The sequence below is a fragment of the Vibrio sp. JZG120 genome (assembly GCF_053890955.1).
In genome coordinates this window covers 31,104-46,248 of record NZ_JBSRRK010000008.1, presented here as the reverse complement: position 1 = coordinate 46,248, position 15,145 = coordinate 31,104, and the positions used below count along the sequence as shown (strand labels likewise).

Below are 15,145 nucleotides of genomic sequence, written 5' to 3'. Positions count from 1 at the left end.
ATGATTCATGAAACCGCTAAAATCCACCCGGCAGCGGTGGTAGAAGAGGGCGCCAAAATTGGTGCTAACGTAACTGTCGGTCCTTTTACGTACATCACCTCTACGGTTGAAATTGGTGAAGGCACAGAAGTGATGTCTCACGTTGTGATCAAAGGTCACACGACTATTGGCAAAGATAACCGTATTTTCCCGCATGCTGTCATTGGCGAAGAAAACCAAGACAAAAAATACGGTGGTGAAGACACAACTGTGGTTATCGGTGATCGTAACGTCATTCGTGAAGCGGTCCAAGTTCACCGCGGCACAGTGCAGGACAAAGCAACCACGATCATTGGTGATGACAACTTATTGTGTGTGAATGCACACGTTGCGCATGATGTTGTTATTGGTAACCACACTCATATCGGTAATAACTCGATTCTTGGTGGTCACGTTACTGTTGATGATTATGCTGGTGTGATGGCACTGTCTGCGATTCACCCGTTTTGTACAGTGGGCGCTTACGCGTACATTGGCGGCTGCTCAGCAGTGGTGCAAGATGTCCCAGCTTACGTACTCGCGCAAGGTAACCACGCGACTCCTTTCGGCTTGAACCTTGTTGGCTTGAAGCGTAATGGTTTTGAGAAACCAGAGATTCGTGCGCTGCAAAAAGCGTATAAAGAAATCTACCGTTCAGGTAAGACGCTAGAAGAAGTGAAGCCTATTCTGGCTGAAATGGCTCAAGATTGGCCGGCTGTGAAGCGTTTCTCAGATATTCTGGAAACGACGGAACGTGGCATTATTCGTTAATTGGCGAATGAACCAATAAATAAAAAGATCGTGACCGAATTTGAGGTTACGATCTTTTTGTGTTTTATGGATAAGGCAAACCGTTATCCATAGCGCACAGGAAAAATAGCGAAGTAGATATGGAAAGACCATTACGTATTGGCATCATTGCCGGAGAATTGTCTGGCGATACGCTAGGTGAAGGCTTTATCAAAGCAGTAAAGCAACAATATCCAGACGCAGAGTTTGTAGGCATTGGCGGTCCGAAAATGATAGCCCAAGGTTGCGAGTCTCTGTTTGATATGGAAGAGCTTGCGGTGATGGGGTTAGTCGAGGTTTTAGGCCGCTTACCGAGACTTCTTAAAGTGAAAGCTGAGCTCGTTCAGTATTTTACTCAGAATCCGCCTGATGTTTTCATCGGGATCGATGCTCCTGACTTCAACTTACGTCTAGAACTTGACCTCAAGCAAGCGGGCATTAAAACCGTTCATTACGTGAGTCCGTCTGTTTGGGCTTGGCGTCAGAAGCGCATCTTTAAAATAGAAGCGGCAACGAACTTGGTGTTAGCATTTCTTCCTTTTGAAAAAGCGTTCTACGACAAATTTAATGTGCCTTGCGAGTTCATTGGTCATACCTTGGCTGATTCCATCCCACTTGAATCAGAACAAGTGCCTGCACGTGAGTTGCTTGGTTTAGAACAAGATAAAAAGTGGCTTGCTGTCCTGCCAGGCAGTCGTGGTAGCGAGTTAAAAATGCTCTCTGAGCCATTTATTGAAACCTGCAAGTTACTTCATAAAAAATTTCCAGAACTGGGGTTTGTTGTCGCACTTGTTAATCAAAAACGCCGTGAGCAGTTTGAACAAGCATGGAAAGAGCTCGCACCAGAGTTGGACTTCAAGTTAGTTGATGACACCGCACGTAACGTCATCACCGCATCCGATGCAGTGATGCTGGCCTCTGGTACCGTAGCGTTGGAGTGTATGCTTCTCAAGCGTCCAATGGTGGTGGGTTATCGTGTGAATGCATTTACCGCTTTCTTAGCTAAACGTCTATTGAAAACGAAGTATGTGTCATTGCCGAATATCTTGGCGGATGATGAGCTCGTCAAAGAATATCTACAAGATGAGTGCACACCAGACAATTTGTTTACTGAGGTTTCTCGCTTATTGGAAAGCGACAATAAACCGATGTTAGATAAGTTTACGGAAATGCATCATTGGATCCGTAAAGATGCGGATCAACAAGCCGCAAACGCGGTTCTAAAACTGATTGAAAAATAGAGATTTATCATGGCTGTTAAACCAAAAGCGACCAAAACCAAAGTTGAACTCCCTCCGTTTGAATATCCACAAGGTTATCAGTTTGTGGCCGGAGTCGACGAGGTAGGACGTGGCCCTTTGGTGGGAGACGTCGTCACCGCTGCGGTTATCCTTGATCCTAACAATCCTATTGAAGGTTTGAACGATTCGAAAAAATTGACCGAAAAGAAACGCATGGCGCTGCTTCCTGAAATCAAAGAAAAAGCTTTGGCGTGGGCGGTCGGACGTTGTTCTCCTGAAGAAATCGATCAACTGAATATTTTGCAGGCGACTATGGTTGCGATGCAGCGCGCAGTGGCGGGGTTACAGGTTCAACCTGATTTGGTGTTGATTGACGGTAACCGTTGTCCGGAGCTGCCAATGGATGCTCAAGCTGTAGTAAAAGGCGATCTACGTGTTGCCGAAATCAGTGCGGCTTCCATTATTGCCAAAGTCGTGCGTGACCAAGAGATGGAAGAGTTGGATAAACTTCATCCACAATTTGGCTTCGCGAAGCACAAAGGTTACCCAACTAAAGCGCACTTTGAAGCGATTGAGCAACACGGAGTGATTAGTGAACACCGCAAGAGTTTCAAGCCAGTAAAAAAAGCGTTAGGCATAGAATAATCAAACGATCTAATTGGTGTTATAAACCCAACCTCTTTAGGTTAGAATCCCCAATAAAATAGAGTTACACGGTACCTGTTAATGTCAGATCCCAAATTCATCCACCTGCGTGTTCATAGTGACTTCTCGATGGTGGATGGCCTCAACAAAGTTCCGCCAATCGTAAAGAAAGTTGCTGAACTCGGTATGCCCGCAATGGCGTTGACCGACTTTACCAACCTATGTGGTTTGGTGAAGTTTTACGGTACAGCACATGGCAGTGGTGTTAAACCGATCATTGGTGCTGACTTTAAAATGCAGTCGGACGAGTTTGGTGAAGAGCTGACTCAAGTGACTTTGCTTGCGGCGGATAATGTGGGTTATAAGAACCTGACGTTATTGATATCAAAAGCGTACTTACGTGGACATGTTCAACACCACCCTGTGATTGATAAAGCCTGGTTGGCTGAAATGTCTGAAGGCCTGATTGTATTATCCGGCGGTAAAAGCGGGGAAATTGGTCGCGGCCTTTTGAAAGGCAACCGTCAAATAGTGCAAGGGTGTGTTGATTTTTATAAACAGCATTTTCCAGATCGCTTTTATCTTGAGTTACTTCGTACCGGTCGTCCAGATGAAGAAACTTATCTTCACTTTGCAGTTGAATTGGCAGAGCAGCAAGACTTGCCAGTAGTGGCGACCAATGAAGTTGTATTCCTGAGTCCAGACCTATTTGATGCTCATGAAATACGCGTAGCGATTCACGATGGTTACACATTAGAAGATCCGCGCAGGCCAAAAAACTACAGTCCGCAGCAATATCTTCGTACAGAAGAAGAAATGTGCGAGCTGTTTGCTGATATTCCTGAAGCGTTAGAAAACAGTGTCGAGATAGCGAAGCGTTGTAACGTGACTGTGCGCTTAGGGGAGTACTTCCTACCAGCCTTCCCAACTGAAGGGATGAAAGAGACTGAGTTCTTAGTCATGAAATCCCGAGAGGGCTTGGAAGAGCGTTTAGAGTTCCTATTTCCAGATGAGGAAGAGAGGAAACGTCGCCGCCCTGAATATGATGAACGTCTTCAGATAGAGCTAGATGTTATCAACCAAATGGGATTTCCTGGTTACTTCTTGATCGTAATGGAGTTCATCCAGTGGTCAAAAGATAATGGAATTCCTGTAGGTCCTGGACGTGGTTCCGGTGCTGGTTCTTTGGTGGCTTACGCACTAAAAATCACCGATCTGGATCCATTAGAATACGATTTGCTATTCGAACGTTTCTTGAACCCAGAACGTGTTTCGATGCCCGATTTCGACGTCGATTTCTGTATGGATAAACGTGACCAGGTTATTGACCACGTTGCGGAAATGTACGGTCGCGACGCGGTATCTCAGATCATCACGTTTGGTACGATGGCGGCAAAAGCGGTAATCCGTGACGTTGGCCGCGTATTGGGTCATCCATTTGGTTTTGTTGATCGTATTTCAAAGCTGATCCCGCCTGATCCAGGCATGACGCTAGATAAGGCGTTTAAAGCTGAACCTGCGCTACCTGAATTGTATGAGGCCGATGAGGAAGTTAAAGAACTCATCGACATGTGTCATATTTTGGAAGGCTGTACGCGAAACGCCGGTAAACACGCTGGTGGTGTTGTAATTTCACCTACAACAATTACCGATTTTGCGCCAATTTATGCAGACGCTGAAGGTCACTTCCCGGTTACTCAATTTGATAAAAACGATGTTGAGACCGCTGGCCTAGTTAAGTTTGACTTCTTGGGTTTACGTACCTTAACCATTATTGACTGGGCGTTAGGGCTGATTAACCCACGTCTAGAGCGAGAAGGTAAAGAACCAGTTCAAATTGAATCCATACCGTTAGAAGACCCTGCCTCTTTCCGTTTGTTGCAAAACTCTGAAACGACAGCAGTATTCCAGCTTGAATCTCGGGGCATGAAAGAGCTGATCAAACGACTTCAGCCTGACTGTTTCGAAGACATTATCGCATTGGTAGCACTCTTCCGTCCGGGTCCTTTGCAATCGGGCATGGTAGATAACTTTATCGACCGTAAACATGGTCGAGAAGCGATCTCTTATCCAGATGAAAAGTGGCAACACGAGTCGCTAAAAGAGACGCTTGATCCAACCTACGGCATCATCCTGTACCAAGAGCAGGTAATGCAGATTGCGCAGATCTTAGCGGGTTACACGCTAGGTGGTGCGGACATGCTCCGTCGTGCAATGGGTAAGAAAAAGCCAGAAGAGATGGCAAAACAACGTGCTATCTTTGAAGAAGGTGCGATAAAGAACGGTATCGATGGCGAGTTGGCGATGAAAATCTTCGACTTGGTAGAGAAGTTCGCTGGTTATGGTTTTAACAAATCGCACTCTGCTGCTTATGCATTGGTTTCTTATCAGACTCTTTGGCTGAAAACCCATTATCCTGCCGAATTTATGGCCGCGGTAATGACAGCTGATATGGATAACACGGAAAAAGTCGTTGGCTTGGTCGATGAGTGTTTCCGTATGAAGCTCACCGTGCTGCCACCAGACATCAACTCTGGCCTATATCGCTTTAATGTTGATGAAAATGGCGCAATTGTTTACGGTATTGGTGCGATAAAAGGGGTAGGTGAGGGCCCTATCGATGCGATTCTTGAGGCAAGAAATAAAGGTGGTCACTTTAAAGACCTATTTGATTTCTGTGCTCGAGTTGATCTAAAACGCGTCAATAAACGAGTGATAGAGAAGCTGATTTACGCGGGCGCGTTGGATCGACTAGGCCCACACCGCGCGGCGATGATGGCGTCACTCAATGATGCGGTAAAAGCAGCAAGTCAACATCACCAAGCTGAGGCGTTTGGTCAAACGGATATGTTTGGTGTGCTAACGGATGCGCCTGAAGAAGTAGAGCATAAGTATACGCAGGTTCCGCCTTGGCCAGAAAAAGTGTGGTTAGAGGGCGAGCGTGATACCCTAGGTCTATATTTGACAGGGCACCCAATTAACGCCTACGTAAAGGAACTAAACAAATACACCAGTTGTCGACTAAAAGACGCAACGCCCACTCGCCGCGATCAATCTGTCACGGTAGCCGGCCTGGTTATTGCCGCTCGTGTAATGACGACCAAGCGTGGTACACGAATTGGTATTATGACACTGGATGACCGAAGTGGTCGTATGGAAGTGATGTTGTTCTCCGATGCGCTGGATCGATACGCTGAACTTCTCGAAAAAGACAGAATTTTGGTCGTTTCTGGACAGGTCAGCTTTGATGACTTCAACGGTGGCCTTAAAATGTCGGCGCGTGAAGTTATGGATCTCGGCAGTGCGCGCGAGAAATACGCTCGTGGTTTGTCGGTATCGATAGATGCAAATCAGATCAACGATCAGTTTTTTGAGCAGTTCAGCCGTATTTTAGAACCGCACAAAGCTGGAACCGTACCCGTCAATGTATACTACCAGCGTGCCGACGCCAGAGCGCGGTTAACATTGGGCACCGAGTGGCGAGTAACGCCAAGTGATACATTACTCGACGATTTAAAACAGTTACTTGGCAAAAGCCAGGTAGAACTCGAATTTAACTAAAAATTCAGCGCAATGTGTTAGACGCTGAGTAAACAAGGATTCATAGATGAGCCTAAACTTTCTTGAATTTGAAAAGCCAATTGCAGAACTAGAAGCGAAAATTGAAGCATTACGTGATGTCTCTCGTCACGGTGGTGATTCTGCGATTGACCTGGATAAAGAAATCGAACAGCTTGAGAAGAAAAGCTTAGAGCTGAAGAAAAAAACCTTCAGCGACCTAGGCGCATGGGAAACAGCTCAACTGGCTCGTCACCCACTACGTCCTTACACGCTGGATTACATCCAACACGCTTTTGAGGAGTTTGATGAATTAGCGGGTGACCGCGCGTTTGCAGACGACAAAGCGATTGTGGGTGGCATGGCTCGCCTTGAAGGCCGTCCTGTGATGATCATCGGTCATCAAAAAGGTCGTGAAACCAAAGAGAAAGTGAAACGTAACTTTGGTATGCCAAAACCAGAAGGTTACCGTAAAGCGCTACGTTTGATGGAAATGGCTGAGCGTTTCAACATGCCGATCATCACATTTATCGATACGGCTGGTGCGTATCCAGGTGTGGGCGCAGAAGAGCGTGGTCAATCTGAAGCTATCGCGAAAAACCTAAAAGTGATGTCTGGTCTTAAAGTGCCAGTAATCTGTAACGTTGTTGGTGAAGGTGGTTCAGGCGGCGCACTAGCAATTGGTGTAGGTGACTACGTGAACATGCTTCAGTATTCTACGTACTCAGTAATCTCTCCTGAAGGTTGTGCTTCAATCCTATGGCGTGATTCTGACAAAGCGCCGCAAGCGGCAGAAGCGATGGGTCTAACTGCTCCTCGTCTTAAAGAGCTTGAACTGATCGACGAAATCATTGAAGAGCCACTAGGCGGCGCTCATCGCGATCATGTTCAAATGGCAGCGAATATGAAAGCGACACTACTTCGTCAGCTAGAAGATCTAGAACAATTGGATGAAGAGACGCTACGTGAACGTCGTTACCAGCGCCTAATGAGCTACGGTTACTGTTAATTTCGGTGATTGCAATTAAGCGTTAGCTGATATCTCAAGTGATAACAGTTAAAATAGAAAGGGTTGGATGAGAGTCCAGCCCTTTTTTGTACCTATCGGATCGCTTATGGAATCGCTTTACCCGCATTTTGCTCAAGTTCTCGGCCGCTACTATCAATCAGGCACTAAGGTTGTCTTGGCGTTTAGCGGAGGAGTGGATTCACGTCTTTTACTCGAATTACTCAGTCGCTATCAACAAGCGCATTCGATAGAGTGCCACGCCGTATATGTGCACCATGGTTTGAGCTCGAATGCCGATGATTGGGCCGATAAATGCTTACTTTGGGCAAAACAAGTGGGCATATCATGCTCGATTGAGCGAGTGAGCTTAGACATCAGCAATGGTGAAAGTATTGAACTTCTTGCTCGTGAAGCTCGCTATCAAGCCTTAACTAAGTACATTCAAGAAGGCGATATACTGTTGACCGGCCAACATGCTGATGATCAACTAGAGACTTTTCTCCTTGCTCTTAAGCGAGGCAGCGGGCCAAAAGGGTTATCTTCGATGGCGGAGAGTATGCCGTTTTCTGGCGGCTCCCTAGTTCGACCATTGCTTACTATCAAGCGGAAGACCATCGAAGACGCGGCTACTAAATTAGGCTTGGAGTGGGTGGAAGACGAAAGCAACCAAGATACCCGTTATGATCGTAACTTTCTTCGTCATTGTGTTATTCCTGAATTGTCTGGTCGCTGGCCGAGTATCCATCAAGCGGTTCAGCGCAGTGCAAGCTTATGTGCTCAACAAGAAGCGCTATTGGATGAACTATTGAGCGCGGTGTTTGAACACGCTTTACAAACGGATCTAAGTTTAAGTATTAAAGAACTGGCTAAGCACAGTGAATTAGCGCGTGCGCGCTTGATTCGTATGTGGCTGGCTAAGCTTAATACTAGTATGCCGACTCAGGTACAACTCAATCTTATCTGGAATGAAGTCGCATTAGCTCAGCAAGATGCCAACCCCAAACTACAACTTAAACAAGGTGAAGTGCGCCGTTTTCGAAATCGTCTCTATTGGGTAACGGAAATAGCTGACGTCACTGAGTGGCAAAGTAGGATTCAAGTCGATACCGTTTTATCGCTTCCAGAGCGGCTAGGGGAGCTGACCTTAACGACGAGTTCTAGCAACGCAACGATTGCGCTTCCGAGTCAGCCAGAATTGCTTCGCGTGACCTTCAATCCGGAAGGCTTATCAGCGCATCCAACCACGCGTAATCACAGTCGAAAGCTGAAGAAGTTGTTCCAAGAATACAATGTGCCAAGCTGGCTGCGTCGTCAAATTCCGATTTTGATGTATCAAGACCGAGTCGTTGCAGTGGCAGATCTGTTCGTTGATCAGGCGTTTAATGGTCAAGATTGTGAACTTATTTGGCGCAGGTAATGAAAATTCATGCCACAATGTCGATTATAAAATATAAAAATCCTTAAATAATAATTGATTAGGTGAAGCAATGAAAAAAACAATCATGGGCGCAATGGTGGCGCTAACCATATTCTGTGGTCATGCTCTAGCAGCGGGAGATGCCACAGCTGGTCAAGCAAAGGCAGGAGTATGCGCAGCATGTCATGGCGCCGACGGCATTGCTGTCATTCCGGGTTACCCAAACCTGAAAGGGCAAAACGAGCAATACATTATCAGTTCAATTAAAGCCTATAAAAACAAAGAGCGAACAGGTGGTCTTGCTGCTGTTATGCAAGCTCAAGCTTCACTGTTGTCTGATGAAGACATCGCTAATCTAGCGGCTTACTACGCAAGTTTGAAGTAAACGCGAGTCTGAAAAAGCTTGGACGATTGGGCATTGAGCAGTCCTCACTGGGGTTTTATCAACTCACGATATTCGCTATGTTAATTTGCTCAATCTGGATTTTCGCTGGTGGATCAGAGACAAACATTGAATGTTGCGAAACGCTAAACGATAATAAGCGCAATCGATTGAAGCTTAAGGGATGAACATGAAAAAAATTGAAGCGATTATCAAGCCATTTAAATTGGATGATGTTCGAGAAGCGCTAGCTGAAGTTGGCATTACAGGGATGACCGTCTCTGAAGTGAAAGGCTTTGGTCGCCAAAAAGGTCACACCGAGCTTTACCGTGGTGCAGAGTACATGGTGGACTTTCTGCCTAAAGTGAAGCTCGAAATCGTTGTAACGGAAGATGTGGCTGATAAATGCGTAGAGACGATCATTGAAACCGCGCAAACCGGCAAAATTGGTGATGGTAAAATCTTTGTTACTGATGTTGAGCGTGTGGTTCGTATCCGTACTGGTGAAGAAGACGAAGACGCGATCTAAGGTTTCTTGTTACCTGTCTCGTATTTATTATGCTAAAAGGGAGCCAAGTGGCTCCTTTTTTGTTTTTTACTTTCAGTGAAATCAAATAACCCGAGGTTGGTTGTTCCAGTTTTAGGGTGCGTATATTCAGGTTTGTCGTATGTTTAAGCGTTTTTTTCTGGCGTTAGCTTTTCTTATTATGGCGGTATTGGTCGGCTTCCAGGTTATTTTCACCGTACCAGATCAGCCGCAAATCATTACTCAAACAGGTTCAGAGCTGACGCAGGATATTAGGTGTATCGAATTTAGCGGCTCAAAAGCTCTGGATCAGGGCGGTGAAATCAATGTACTTGTCTGGAATATCTACAAACAGAACCGGAATAATTGGCAAAGCGCACTCAATGAATTCTCTGCTGATAAGCAGCTGCTGTTATTGCAAGAAGCCAGCATGACACCATCTTTTAAGCAATGGTTGGTGGATGGCAACTGGGTCAGCAACCAAGTGAGTGCCTTTAAGGCGCTGGGCAGCGGTGCGGGTGTGATTAGTATCGCTCAAGGGCAACCAGAAAAAGCCTGTGCTTATACGTCTAAAGAGCCTTGGCTGCGTTTACCCAAGTCTGCACTATACAGCCAATATCAATTAAGCAATGGCGAGAGACTCGCTGTGGTGAATGTACATGCAATTAACTTCACGGTTGGCACGCAAGAGTATGTCTCTCAGTTAACGGCTCTTGAAATGCTTTTAAAGCATCATACAGGGCCGATCCTATTCGCTGGAGACTTCAATAGTTGGAGTGAATCTCGCGTTAATGCGATGCGACAGGCCTTAAAAGCCGCGGACTTGCAAGAAGTGACGTTCTCGCCTGATCATCGAGTCCAATTTATAACGGGATTACCGTTGGATCACGTATTTTACCGAGGACTGACCCTCAAATACGCGAAAGCGCCGCAGAGCGACGCTTCCGATCATAACCCATTGTTACTGTCATTTACGTTAGATGATTAGCTTAGGTCACCACAATATAAAGCGCCCAAATAACGTAGAAGAATACCCATGGCAGGCTTGCAATCACCAAGGCTTGCCCACGTTCAAACTCAGTCCAAGTAAGCACAACACCGTAGCCCAATACAATATACCAAGGCAGCAGTAGTGGTAGTGAGCTAGCGAACTGAGACCACTCACTGGTAAGCGGCAGTTTTAATAGACCATTGAGGCTGTTTAAATCTGCTGCGTAAGTCATCACCTGGCCATGCTTGAGCAATAGGCTCGCGTAGCTTGCGATATCGCCCAATACTGCTGGGAATAAGATTGCACACGACGCGGCAAACCACTTCCAGTAACCATATTGTTGCTTGCTTGCCTTCGTTGCAAGAAAGAACCAAAGCGCAAGCAACAGTAAGGTGGCAAAGCGGTTGAATACATCATTGATGATCGCACTTGCCATTAGCGTGTTTGGCTCTAATAGCTCAATCTGCTTTGGGTCGATTTGCTGAAACTGCGCGGCTAGTTGGTCACTAAGCCACGTGAAATCGACATTCGAAAAGTAAGCGCCCCAGAATAAAAACGGACTAAGCATCAAGAAGATGAACGGTTGCCATCCCCATCCGCCGCGTTGGTAAAGCGCTAGAAAGCAAGATGTTGGAGAACGAAAAATGTCCAACAGCATCACAAGTGGGTTGCTTGATGGGTTCATACACTTACCTTCGTTACGTCAACGTACAACTTAAGTTTTTGACCTGGTTGTAAGTATTTTTTGTTGTGTAGCGAGTTCCATTTTACGATGTCGTTTGTTTTTACTTTGAACTTGCTTGCAATGCCGCTAATGGTGTCACCGGAGCGAACGTTGTAGAAAACGGTACGGATCACAGCACCTTTGTCTGAGTCCTTCCAAATCACGAGCTTTTGACCCACACGCAATGGATCTTTAGGGCCCATGCCATTCCATTTTGCTAACGATTTATACGACACTTTATTTTCACGTGCGATTGACCACAAACTTTCTCCAGACTGAACGACGTGAGTGAGCTTGAGTTGTCCACGAGCACGTGATTGAGTCTTGCTTAATCGATTTTGTGCCGTTAGTGCGTATTTCGCATCGTCTTTTGTTGACGTCGGAATCAGTAGGTATTGGCCAATACGAATATTGTTATTCGACAGACCGTTTGCACGTCGAATCACTTTTGTGGTTGTGCCGTATTTATTAGCTAGCACACTTAAAGAGTCACCAGACTTCACCTTGTAGCGAGCGACCTTCATACCTTTACCACGGTTTTTCTCCACCTTAGTGAGAAAAGCCTCTTTTTTCTCTACCGGAATCAAAAGTTGGTGCGGACCTTCAGGCGCCGTTGACCATTGGTTGTATGCAGGGTTGTAACTTTGTAACTCTTTCACACCAATGCCGGCATAATCTGCTGCAATGGCCAGATCAAGCTGTTCTTTCGGATCGACAAGCGTTAGAACAGGTTTGTTTGGAATCGCAGGAATATTAAGTCCGTACTTGTCTTGGTTTGCGATGACGTCAGCCAAAGCTAGCAGCTTAGGAACGTAACTGCTGGTCTCTTTTGGTAAGTCCAATGAGAAGAAATCGATAGGTTTACCGAGCTTTTTATTCTTACGAATTGCGCTAGAAACACGGCCACCACCACTATTGTAAGCGGCAATTGCATGCTCCCAGCTACCATCAAAACGCTCGTTTAGTTGTACAAGGTAGTCCAGCGCGGCATCCGTTGCTGCTGCCACATCTCGGCGACCGTCATACCAGTAGTTTTGCTCTAGTCCCATCATCTTTCCGGTGCCAGGGACAAATTGCCACAATCCAGCTGCACTACCGTGTGAGTAGGCAAAGGCATCGAATGAGCTTTCCACCACAGGAAGCAAAGCAAGCTCCATTGGAAGTCCACGCTCTTCGATACGTTTTGTGATCATGTATAGAAAAGGAGTCGCACGCTTAGACACCGTGTAAAGGTGATTCGGGTGCTTTAGATACCACGTACGGTAGTAGTCCACTTTCTTATGGTTTGGGATATCCATTTCAAGTTGCATGGCGATACGTTGCCATACATCTTCTTGTTCCTGAGGGGAAAGAACTTTAGGCGCGTCGTTAGCGGATTTTTTTGCTAAAGACGATGTGTTGCCCGGTTGAGCCTTCGCTGCATTTTGTTTTGCAGTCTGCTCAGATTTATTGGTTTCTGGTGTAGAAGACGTTGAGTCTGACTGAGTCAATTGACAGCCAGATAATAACAACGCCAACGCCCAGGTATACTTCAAACGCATGGATTCAGCCTATTTAGGGCCTTTTTATCTTCACCTGCCTGTCGCGCAACACAATGTGCGTGGCAGTCGCAAGATAATAGACATCTTTTAAACACTAACTAATTAATAGAGGCAAAGAGCTTCTAAATTATGCAATGGGGAGAAATTCAAATAGATTTATATCAACCCCAAACGTAAGAGAAGCGCCAGTGGCGCTTCTCGAAAAATCAGCCCCTGATAATACTGGGGTCTTGCAAACTTACAAGCAGAAAATGGTTAAAATTCGTTCTTCCACTCACGCAAAGCCGTAAAAACCGAGCATGGATCGCTATTTTTAATGCGACTAGCAACAGATTGAACCACGTCAGGATTGGTGGTTCGCAAGAACGGATTAATCCACTTTTCTTTGCGTATTGTTGTTGGAAGTGTCGGAATGTTTAGAGCTCGCAGTCGGTTTACATCATCGCGATATTGACGGAGCTGCTCATTATCAGGCTCAACCGCTAAAGCAAACGCCACGTTACTCGCGGTGTATTCATGCGCGCAGAAGACTTGAGTTTCTTCTGGTAGAGACGTTAGCTTGTTTAGTGACTCAAACATTTGCTCTGGCGTACCTTCAAAAATACGACCGCAGCCTGCGGAAAACAACACGTCACCGCAAAACAGTTTTCCGTCTCCAACGTAACCGATATGACCTAAGGTATGGCCTGGTAAACCTAGCACCAAAAAGATTTCGCCAAATAACTCCAGTTTGTCGCCTTCTTCCATGGGGGTGGTTAGGGTTGGAATTGGCTCAGATTTCGGGCCCACAACGGCGACTTCAGGAAAGGCACGCACTAAGTCTGGAACGCCACCAATGTGATCGTTGTGGTGGTGCGTAATTAAAATCGCTTCTAAAGTTAATTCGTTAGCCTGCAAGTATTCTAACACTGGCTTCGCATCGCCCGGATCAACGACTGCGCAACGCTTATCGCTATTTTGTATCAGCCAGATGTAATTATCATTAAATGCGGGTATGCTTTTGATCTCTAACACGATTCGTTCTCCGTCACCCATTTTAGTCAGGTGGTTAATGAAACCAGCACTCAGCAACAAAACTATACCACACCCGTCGACTTGGTCAGCAATGAACAACGGTCCGTGGGTGCTTGAGTCAATCCAGACCCGACTTGATGAATGGTGTCCGAAACTCTTCGGTTACCATATGCTCAAACTGGGCGGGTTGAGCTGTGAGCTAACCAGCTGTAATTGTAACATTCAACACCAAGTCAACGTAGATATCCAGAACCCGTTGCATAATGTGATTGCAGATGGTTACGAATTGCCCTTTTTGGAAAAAAGCTTTGATGTTGTGATACTCGCTCATCAGCTCGACTATGCAAGCGATCCACACCGTTTGCTACGGGAAGTCGATAGAGTGATGATGGATGATGGTTATTTGATAATCACTGGATTTAACCCACTAAGTTTGACTGGATTAGCGAGTTTGCTTCCATGGCGTAAACATAATTTGCCTTGGAGTGGACGAATGTTTACGTCGAACCGCATCAACGACTGGTTAGGGTTACTTAATTATCAAGTGATTCATTGCGATCGTTACGCGCTGTTTCCGATGAAGCGTTACCGCACGATGTGGACATGGTTGGAAAACAGTCTCGGTGATTGGGCGTCACCTGCAGGGAGTTTGTATTACATTGTGGCAAGGAAACGAACATACCCTCTCAAGCCTATCAAACCGCATTGGCGTTTGAAGAAAAAGCTCACACCACTAGGGGTGATGAATCGAGAGGGCAATACTATGAGGAAAGAATCTCGTTAAGAGGGTTGGTAACCAGTATCTTCCTCGGTTGGGTTTTCTGCGGCGGTACGGGCTAGCTCATCACAAATTTCATTCTCACGATGACCAGCGTGGCCTTTTACCCAGTGCCATTCAACTTGATGGCGTGCAGTTTCTTTGTCTAGAGCTTGCCATAGATCGGCATTCTTCACGGGTTTTTTATCCGCTGTTTTCCAGCCACGCTTCTTCCAGTTATGGATCCACTGAGTAATACCTTGGCGCACATATTGGCTGTCAGTCGTTAAAGTGACTTTGCAAGGTTGTTTTAACGTCTGCAGCGCGACGACAGCCGCCAACATTTCCATACGGTTGTTGGTGGTTAACGTGTAGCCTTTGGAAAGCGTCTTTTCTACGTCTTTGTAACGCAATACAATGCCGTAACCACCTGGTCCTGGGTTACCTAAACAAGAACCGTCAGTGAAAATCTCAACGTGTTTGGTCATATTTTTTGGTACTATTAGCCGAAACATTTAATAAAGCATAGTCTG

14 protein-coding genes are annotated in these 15,145 nt (G+C 45.9%); 10 read left to right on the top strand and 4 right to left on the bottom strand.

What is annotated here, in order from left to right; translation table 11 throughout:
* The 9 genes from lpxA (at position 1) to ACWPOD_RS16385 (ending at position 10,573) form a co-directional block, all read left to right on the top strand.
* Positions 1 to 789 (top strand): acyl-ACP--UDP-N-acetylglucosamine O-acyltransferase, encoded by a 789-nt coding sequence (lpxA, locus tag ACWPOD_RS16425; protein ID WP_167426314.1) that lies wholly within the window; start codon positions 1 to 3, stop codon positions 787 to 789.
* Between the two features lie 119 nt (positions 790 to 908).
* The gene (lpxB, locus tag ACWPOD_RS16420; RefSeq protein WP_104970852.1) at positions 909 to 2,048 is read left to right on the top strand and encodes a lipid-A-disaccharide synthase; all 1,140 of its coding nucleotides are present in this window, start codon (positions 909 to 911) and stop codon (positions 2,046 to 2,048) included.
* 9 nt (positions 2,049 to 2,057) lie between these two features.
* Positions 2,058 to 2,693, top strand: coding sequence for a ribonuclease HII (gene rnhB, locus ACWPOD_RS16415; RefSeq protein ID WP_167426315.1), 636 nt, complete (start codon positions 2,058 to 2,060; stop codon positions 2,691 to 2,693).
* 81 nt (positions 2,694 to 2,774) lie between these two features.
* Positions 2,775 to 6,254, top strand: coding sequence for a DNA polymerase III subunit alpha (gene dnaE, locus ACWPOD_RS16410; RefSeq protein WP_005385364.1), 3,480 nt, complete (start codon positions 2,775 to 2,777; stop codon positions 6,252 to 6,254).
* Positions 6,255 to 6,300: 46 nt separating this feature from the next.
* Complete coding sequence (gene accA, locus ACWPOD_RS16405; protein ID WP_005380365.1) at positions 6,301 to 7,260, top strand: acetyl-CoA carboxylase carboxyl transferase subunit alpha; 960 nt, start codon at positions 6,301 to 6,303, stop codon at positions 7,258 to 7,260.
* Between the two features lie 106 nt (positions 7,261 to 7,366).
* Positions 7,367 to 8,677 (top strand): tRNA lysidine(34) synthetase TilS, encoded by a 1,311-nt coding sequence (gene tilS, locus ACWPOD_RS16400; RefSeq protein WP_167426316.1) that lies wholly within the window; start codon positions 7,367 to 7,369, stop codon positions 8,675 to 8,677.
* Between the two features lie 70 nt (positions 8,678 to 8,747).
* A complete protein-coding gene (locus ACWPOD_RS16395; RefSeq protein WP_167426317.1) occupies positions 8,748 to 9,062 on the top strand; it encodes a c-type cytochrome in 315 nt (104 codons plus the stop codon).
* A gap of 187 nt (positions 9,063 to 9,249) precedes the next feature.
* Complete coding sequence (gene glnB / locus ACWPOD_RS16390; protein ID WP_005436810.1) at positions 9,250 to 9,588, top strand: nitrogen regulatory protein P-II; 339 nt, start codon at positions 9,250 to 9,252, stop codon at positions 9,586 to 9,588.
* A gap of 139 nt (positions 9,589 to 9,727) precedes the next feature.
* Positions 9,728 to 10,573 (top strand): endonuclease/exonuclease/phosphatase family protein, encoded by an 846-nt coding sequence (locus ACWPOD_RS16385; RefSeq protein WP_006741670.1) that lies wholly within the window; start codon positions 9,728 to 9,730, stop codon positions 10,571 to 10,573.
* 1 nt (position 10,574) lies between these two features.
* On the opposite strand, the gene ACWPOD_RS16380 is transcribed toward ACWPOD_RS16385, so the two are convergent.
* The 3 genes from ACWPOD_RS16380 to gloB form a co-directional block, all read right to left on the bottom strand.
* A complete protein-coding gene (locus tag ACWPOD_RS16380) occupies positions 10,575 to 11,261 on the bottom strand; it encodes a YIP1 family protein (RefSeq protein WP_053809793.1) in 687 nt (228 codons plus the stop codon).
* Positions 11,258 to 12,841, bottom strand: a complete 1,584-nt coding sequence (locus ACWPOD_RS16375) for a lytic transglycosylase (RefSeq protein WP_167426318.1) — start codon at positions 12,839 to 12,841, stop codon at positions 11,258 to 11,260. The genes ACWPOD_RS16380 and ACWPOD_RS16375 overlap by 4 nt, the downstream gene beginning before the upstream one ends.
* A 255-nt stretch (positions 12,842 to 13,096) precedes the next feature.
* Complete coding sequence (gloB, locus tag ACWPOD_RS16370; RefSeq protein WP_006741673.1) at positions 13,097 to 13,855, bottom strand: hydroxyacylglutathione hydrolase; 759 nt, start codon at positions 13,853 to 13,855, stop codon at positions 13,097 to 13,099.
* A 37-nt stretch (positions 13,856 to 13,892) separates the two neighbouring features.
* Between gloB and ACWPOD_RS16365 the strand changes: the two genes are divergently transcribed.
* A complete protein-coding gene (locus ACWPOD_RS16365; RefSeq protein WP_012841508.1) occupies positions 13,893 to 14,639 on the top strand; it encodes a class I SAM-dependent methyltransferase in 747 nt (248 codons plus the stop codon).
* On the opposite strand, the gene rnhA is transcribed toward ACWPOD_RS16365, so the two are convergent.
* The gene (rnhA, locus tag ACWPOD_RS16360) at positions 14,636 to 15,100 is read right to left on the bottom strand and encodes a ribonuclease HI (protein WP_012841509.1); all 465 of its coding nucleotides are present in this window, start codon (positions 15,098 to 15,100) and stop codon (positions 14,636 to 14,638) included. The two genes, ACWPOD_RS16365 and rnhA, sit on opposite strands and share 4 nt — an antisense overlap.
* Between the last annotated feature and the right edge of the window lie 45 nt (positions 15,101 to 15,145).

Excerpts from the sequence above, each read along its gene's own strand:
- lpxA (WP_167426314.1), top strand. The coding sequence starts at position 1 with ATGATTCATGAAACCGCTAAAATCCACCCGGCAGCGGTGGTAGAAGAG.
- lpxB (WP_104970852.1), top strand. The coding sequence starts at position 909 with ATGGAAAGACCATTACGTATTGGCATCATTGCCGGAGAATTGTCTGGC.
- rnhB (WP_167426315.1), top strand. The coding sequence starts at position 2,058 with ATGGCTGTTAAACCAAAAGCGACCAAAACCAAAGTTGAACTCCCTCCG.
- dnaE (WP_005385364.1), top strand. The coding sequence starts at position 2,775 with ATGTCAGATCCCAAATTCATCCACCTGCGTGTTCATAGTGACTTCTCG.
- accA (WP_005380365.1), top strand. The coding sequence starts at position 6,301 with ATGAGCCTAAACTTTCTTGAATTTGAAAAGCCAATTGCAGAACTAGAA.
- tilS (WP_167426316.1), top strand. The coding sequence starts at position 7,367 with ATGGAATCGCTTTACCCGCATTTTGCTCAAGTTCTCGGCCGCTACTAT.
- ACWPOD_RS16395 (WP_167426317.1), top strand. The coding sequence starts at position 8,748 with ATGAAAAAAACAATCATGGGCGCAATGGTGGCGCTAACCATATTCTGT.
- glnB (WP_005436810.1), top strand. The coding sequence starts at position 9,250 with ATGAAAAAAATTGAAGCGATTATCAAGCCATTTAAATTGGATGATGTT.
- ACWPOD_RS16385 (WP_006741670.1), top strand. The coding sequence starts at position 9,728 with ATGTTTAAGCGTTTTTTTCTGGCGTTAGCTTTTCTTATTATGGCGGTA.
- ACWPOD_RS16380 (WP_053809793.1), bottom strand. The coding sequence starts at position 11,261 with ATGAACCCATCAAGCAACCCACTTGTGATGCTGTTGGACATTTTTCGT.
- ACWPOD_RS16375 (WP_167426318.1), bottom strand. The coding sequence starts at position 12,841 with ATGCGTTTGAAGTATACCTGGGCGTTGGCGTTGTTATTATCTGGCTGT.
- ACWPOD_RS16365 (WP_012841508.1), top strand. The coding sequence starts at position 13,893 with ATGAAACCAGCACTCAGCAACAAAACTATACCACACCCGTCGACTTGG.
- rnhA (WP_012841509.1), bottom strand. The coding sequence starts at position 15,100 with ATGACCAAACACGTTGAGATTTTCACTGACGGTTCTTGTTTAGGTAAC.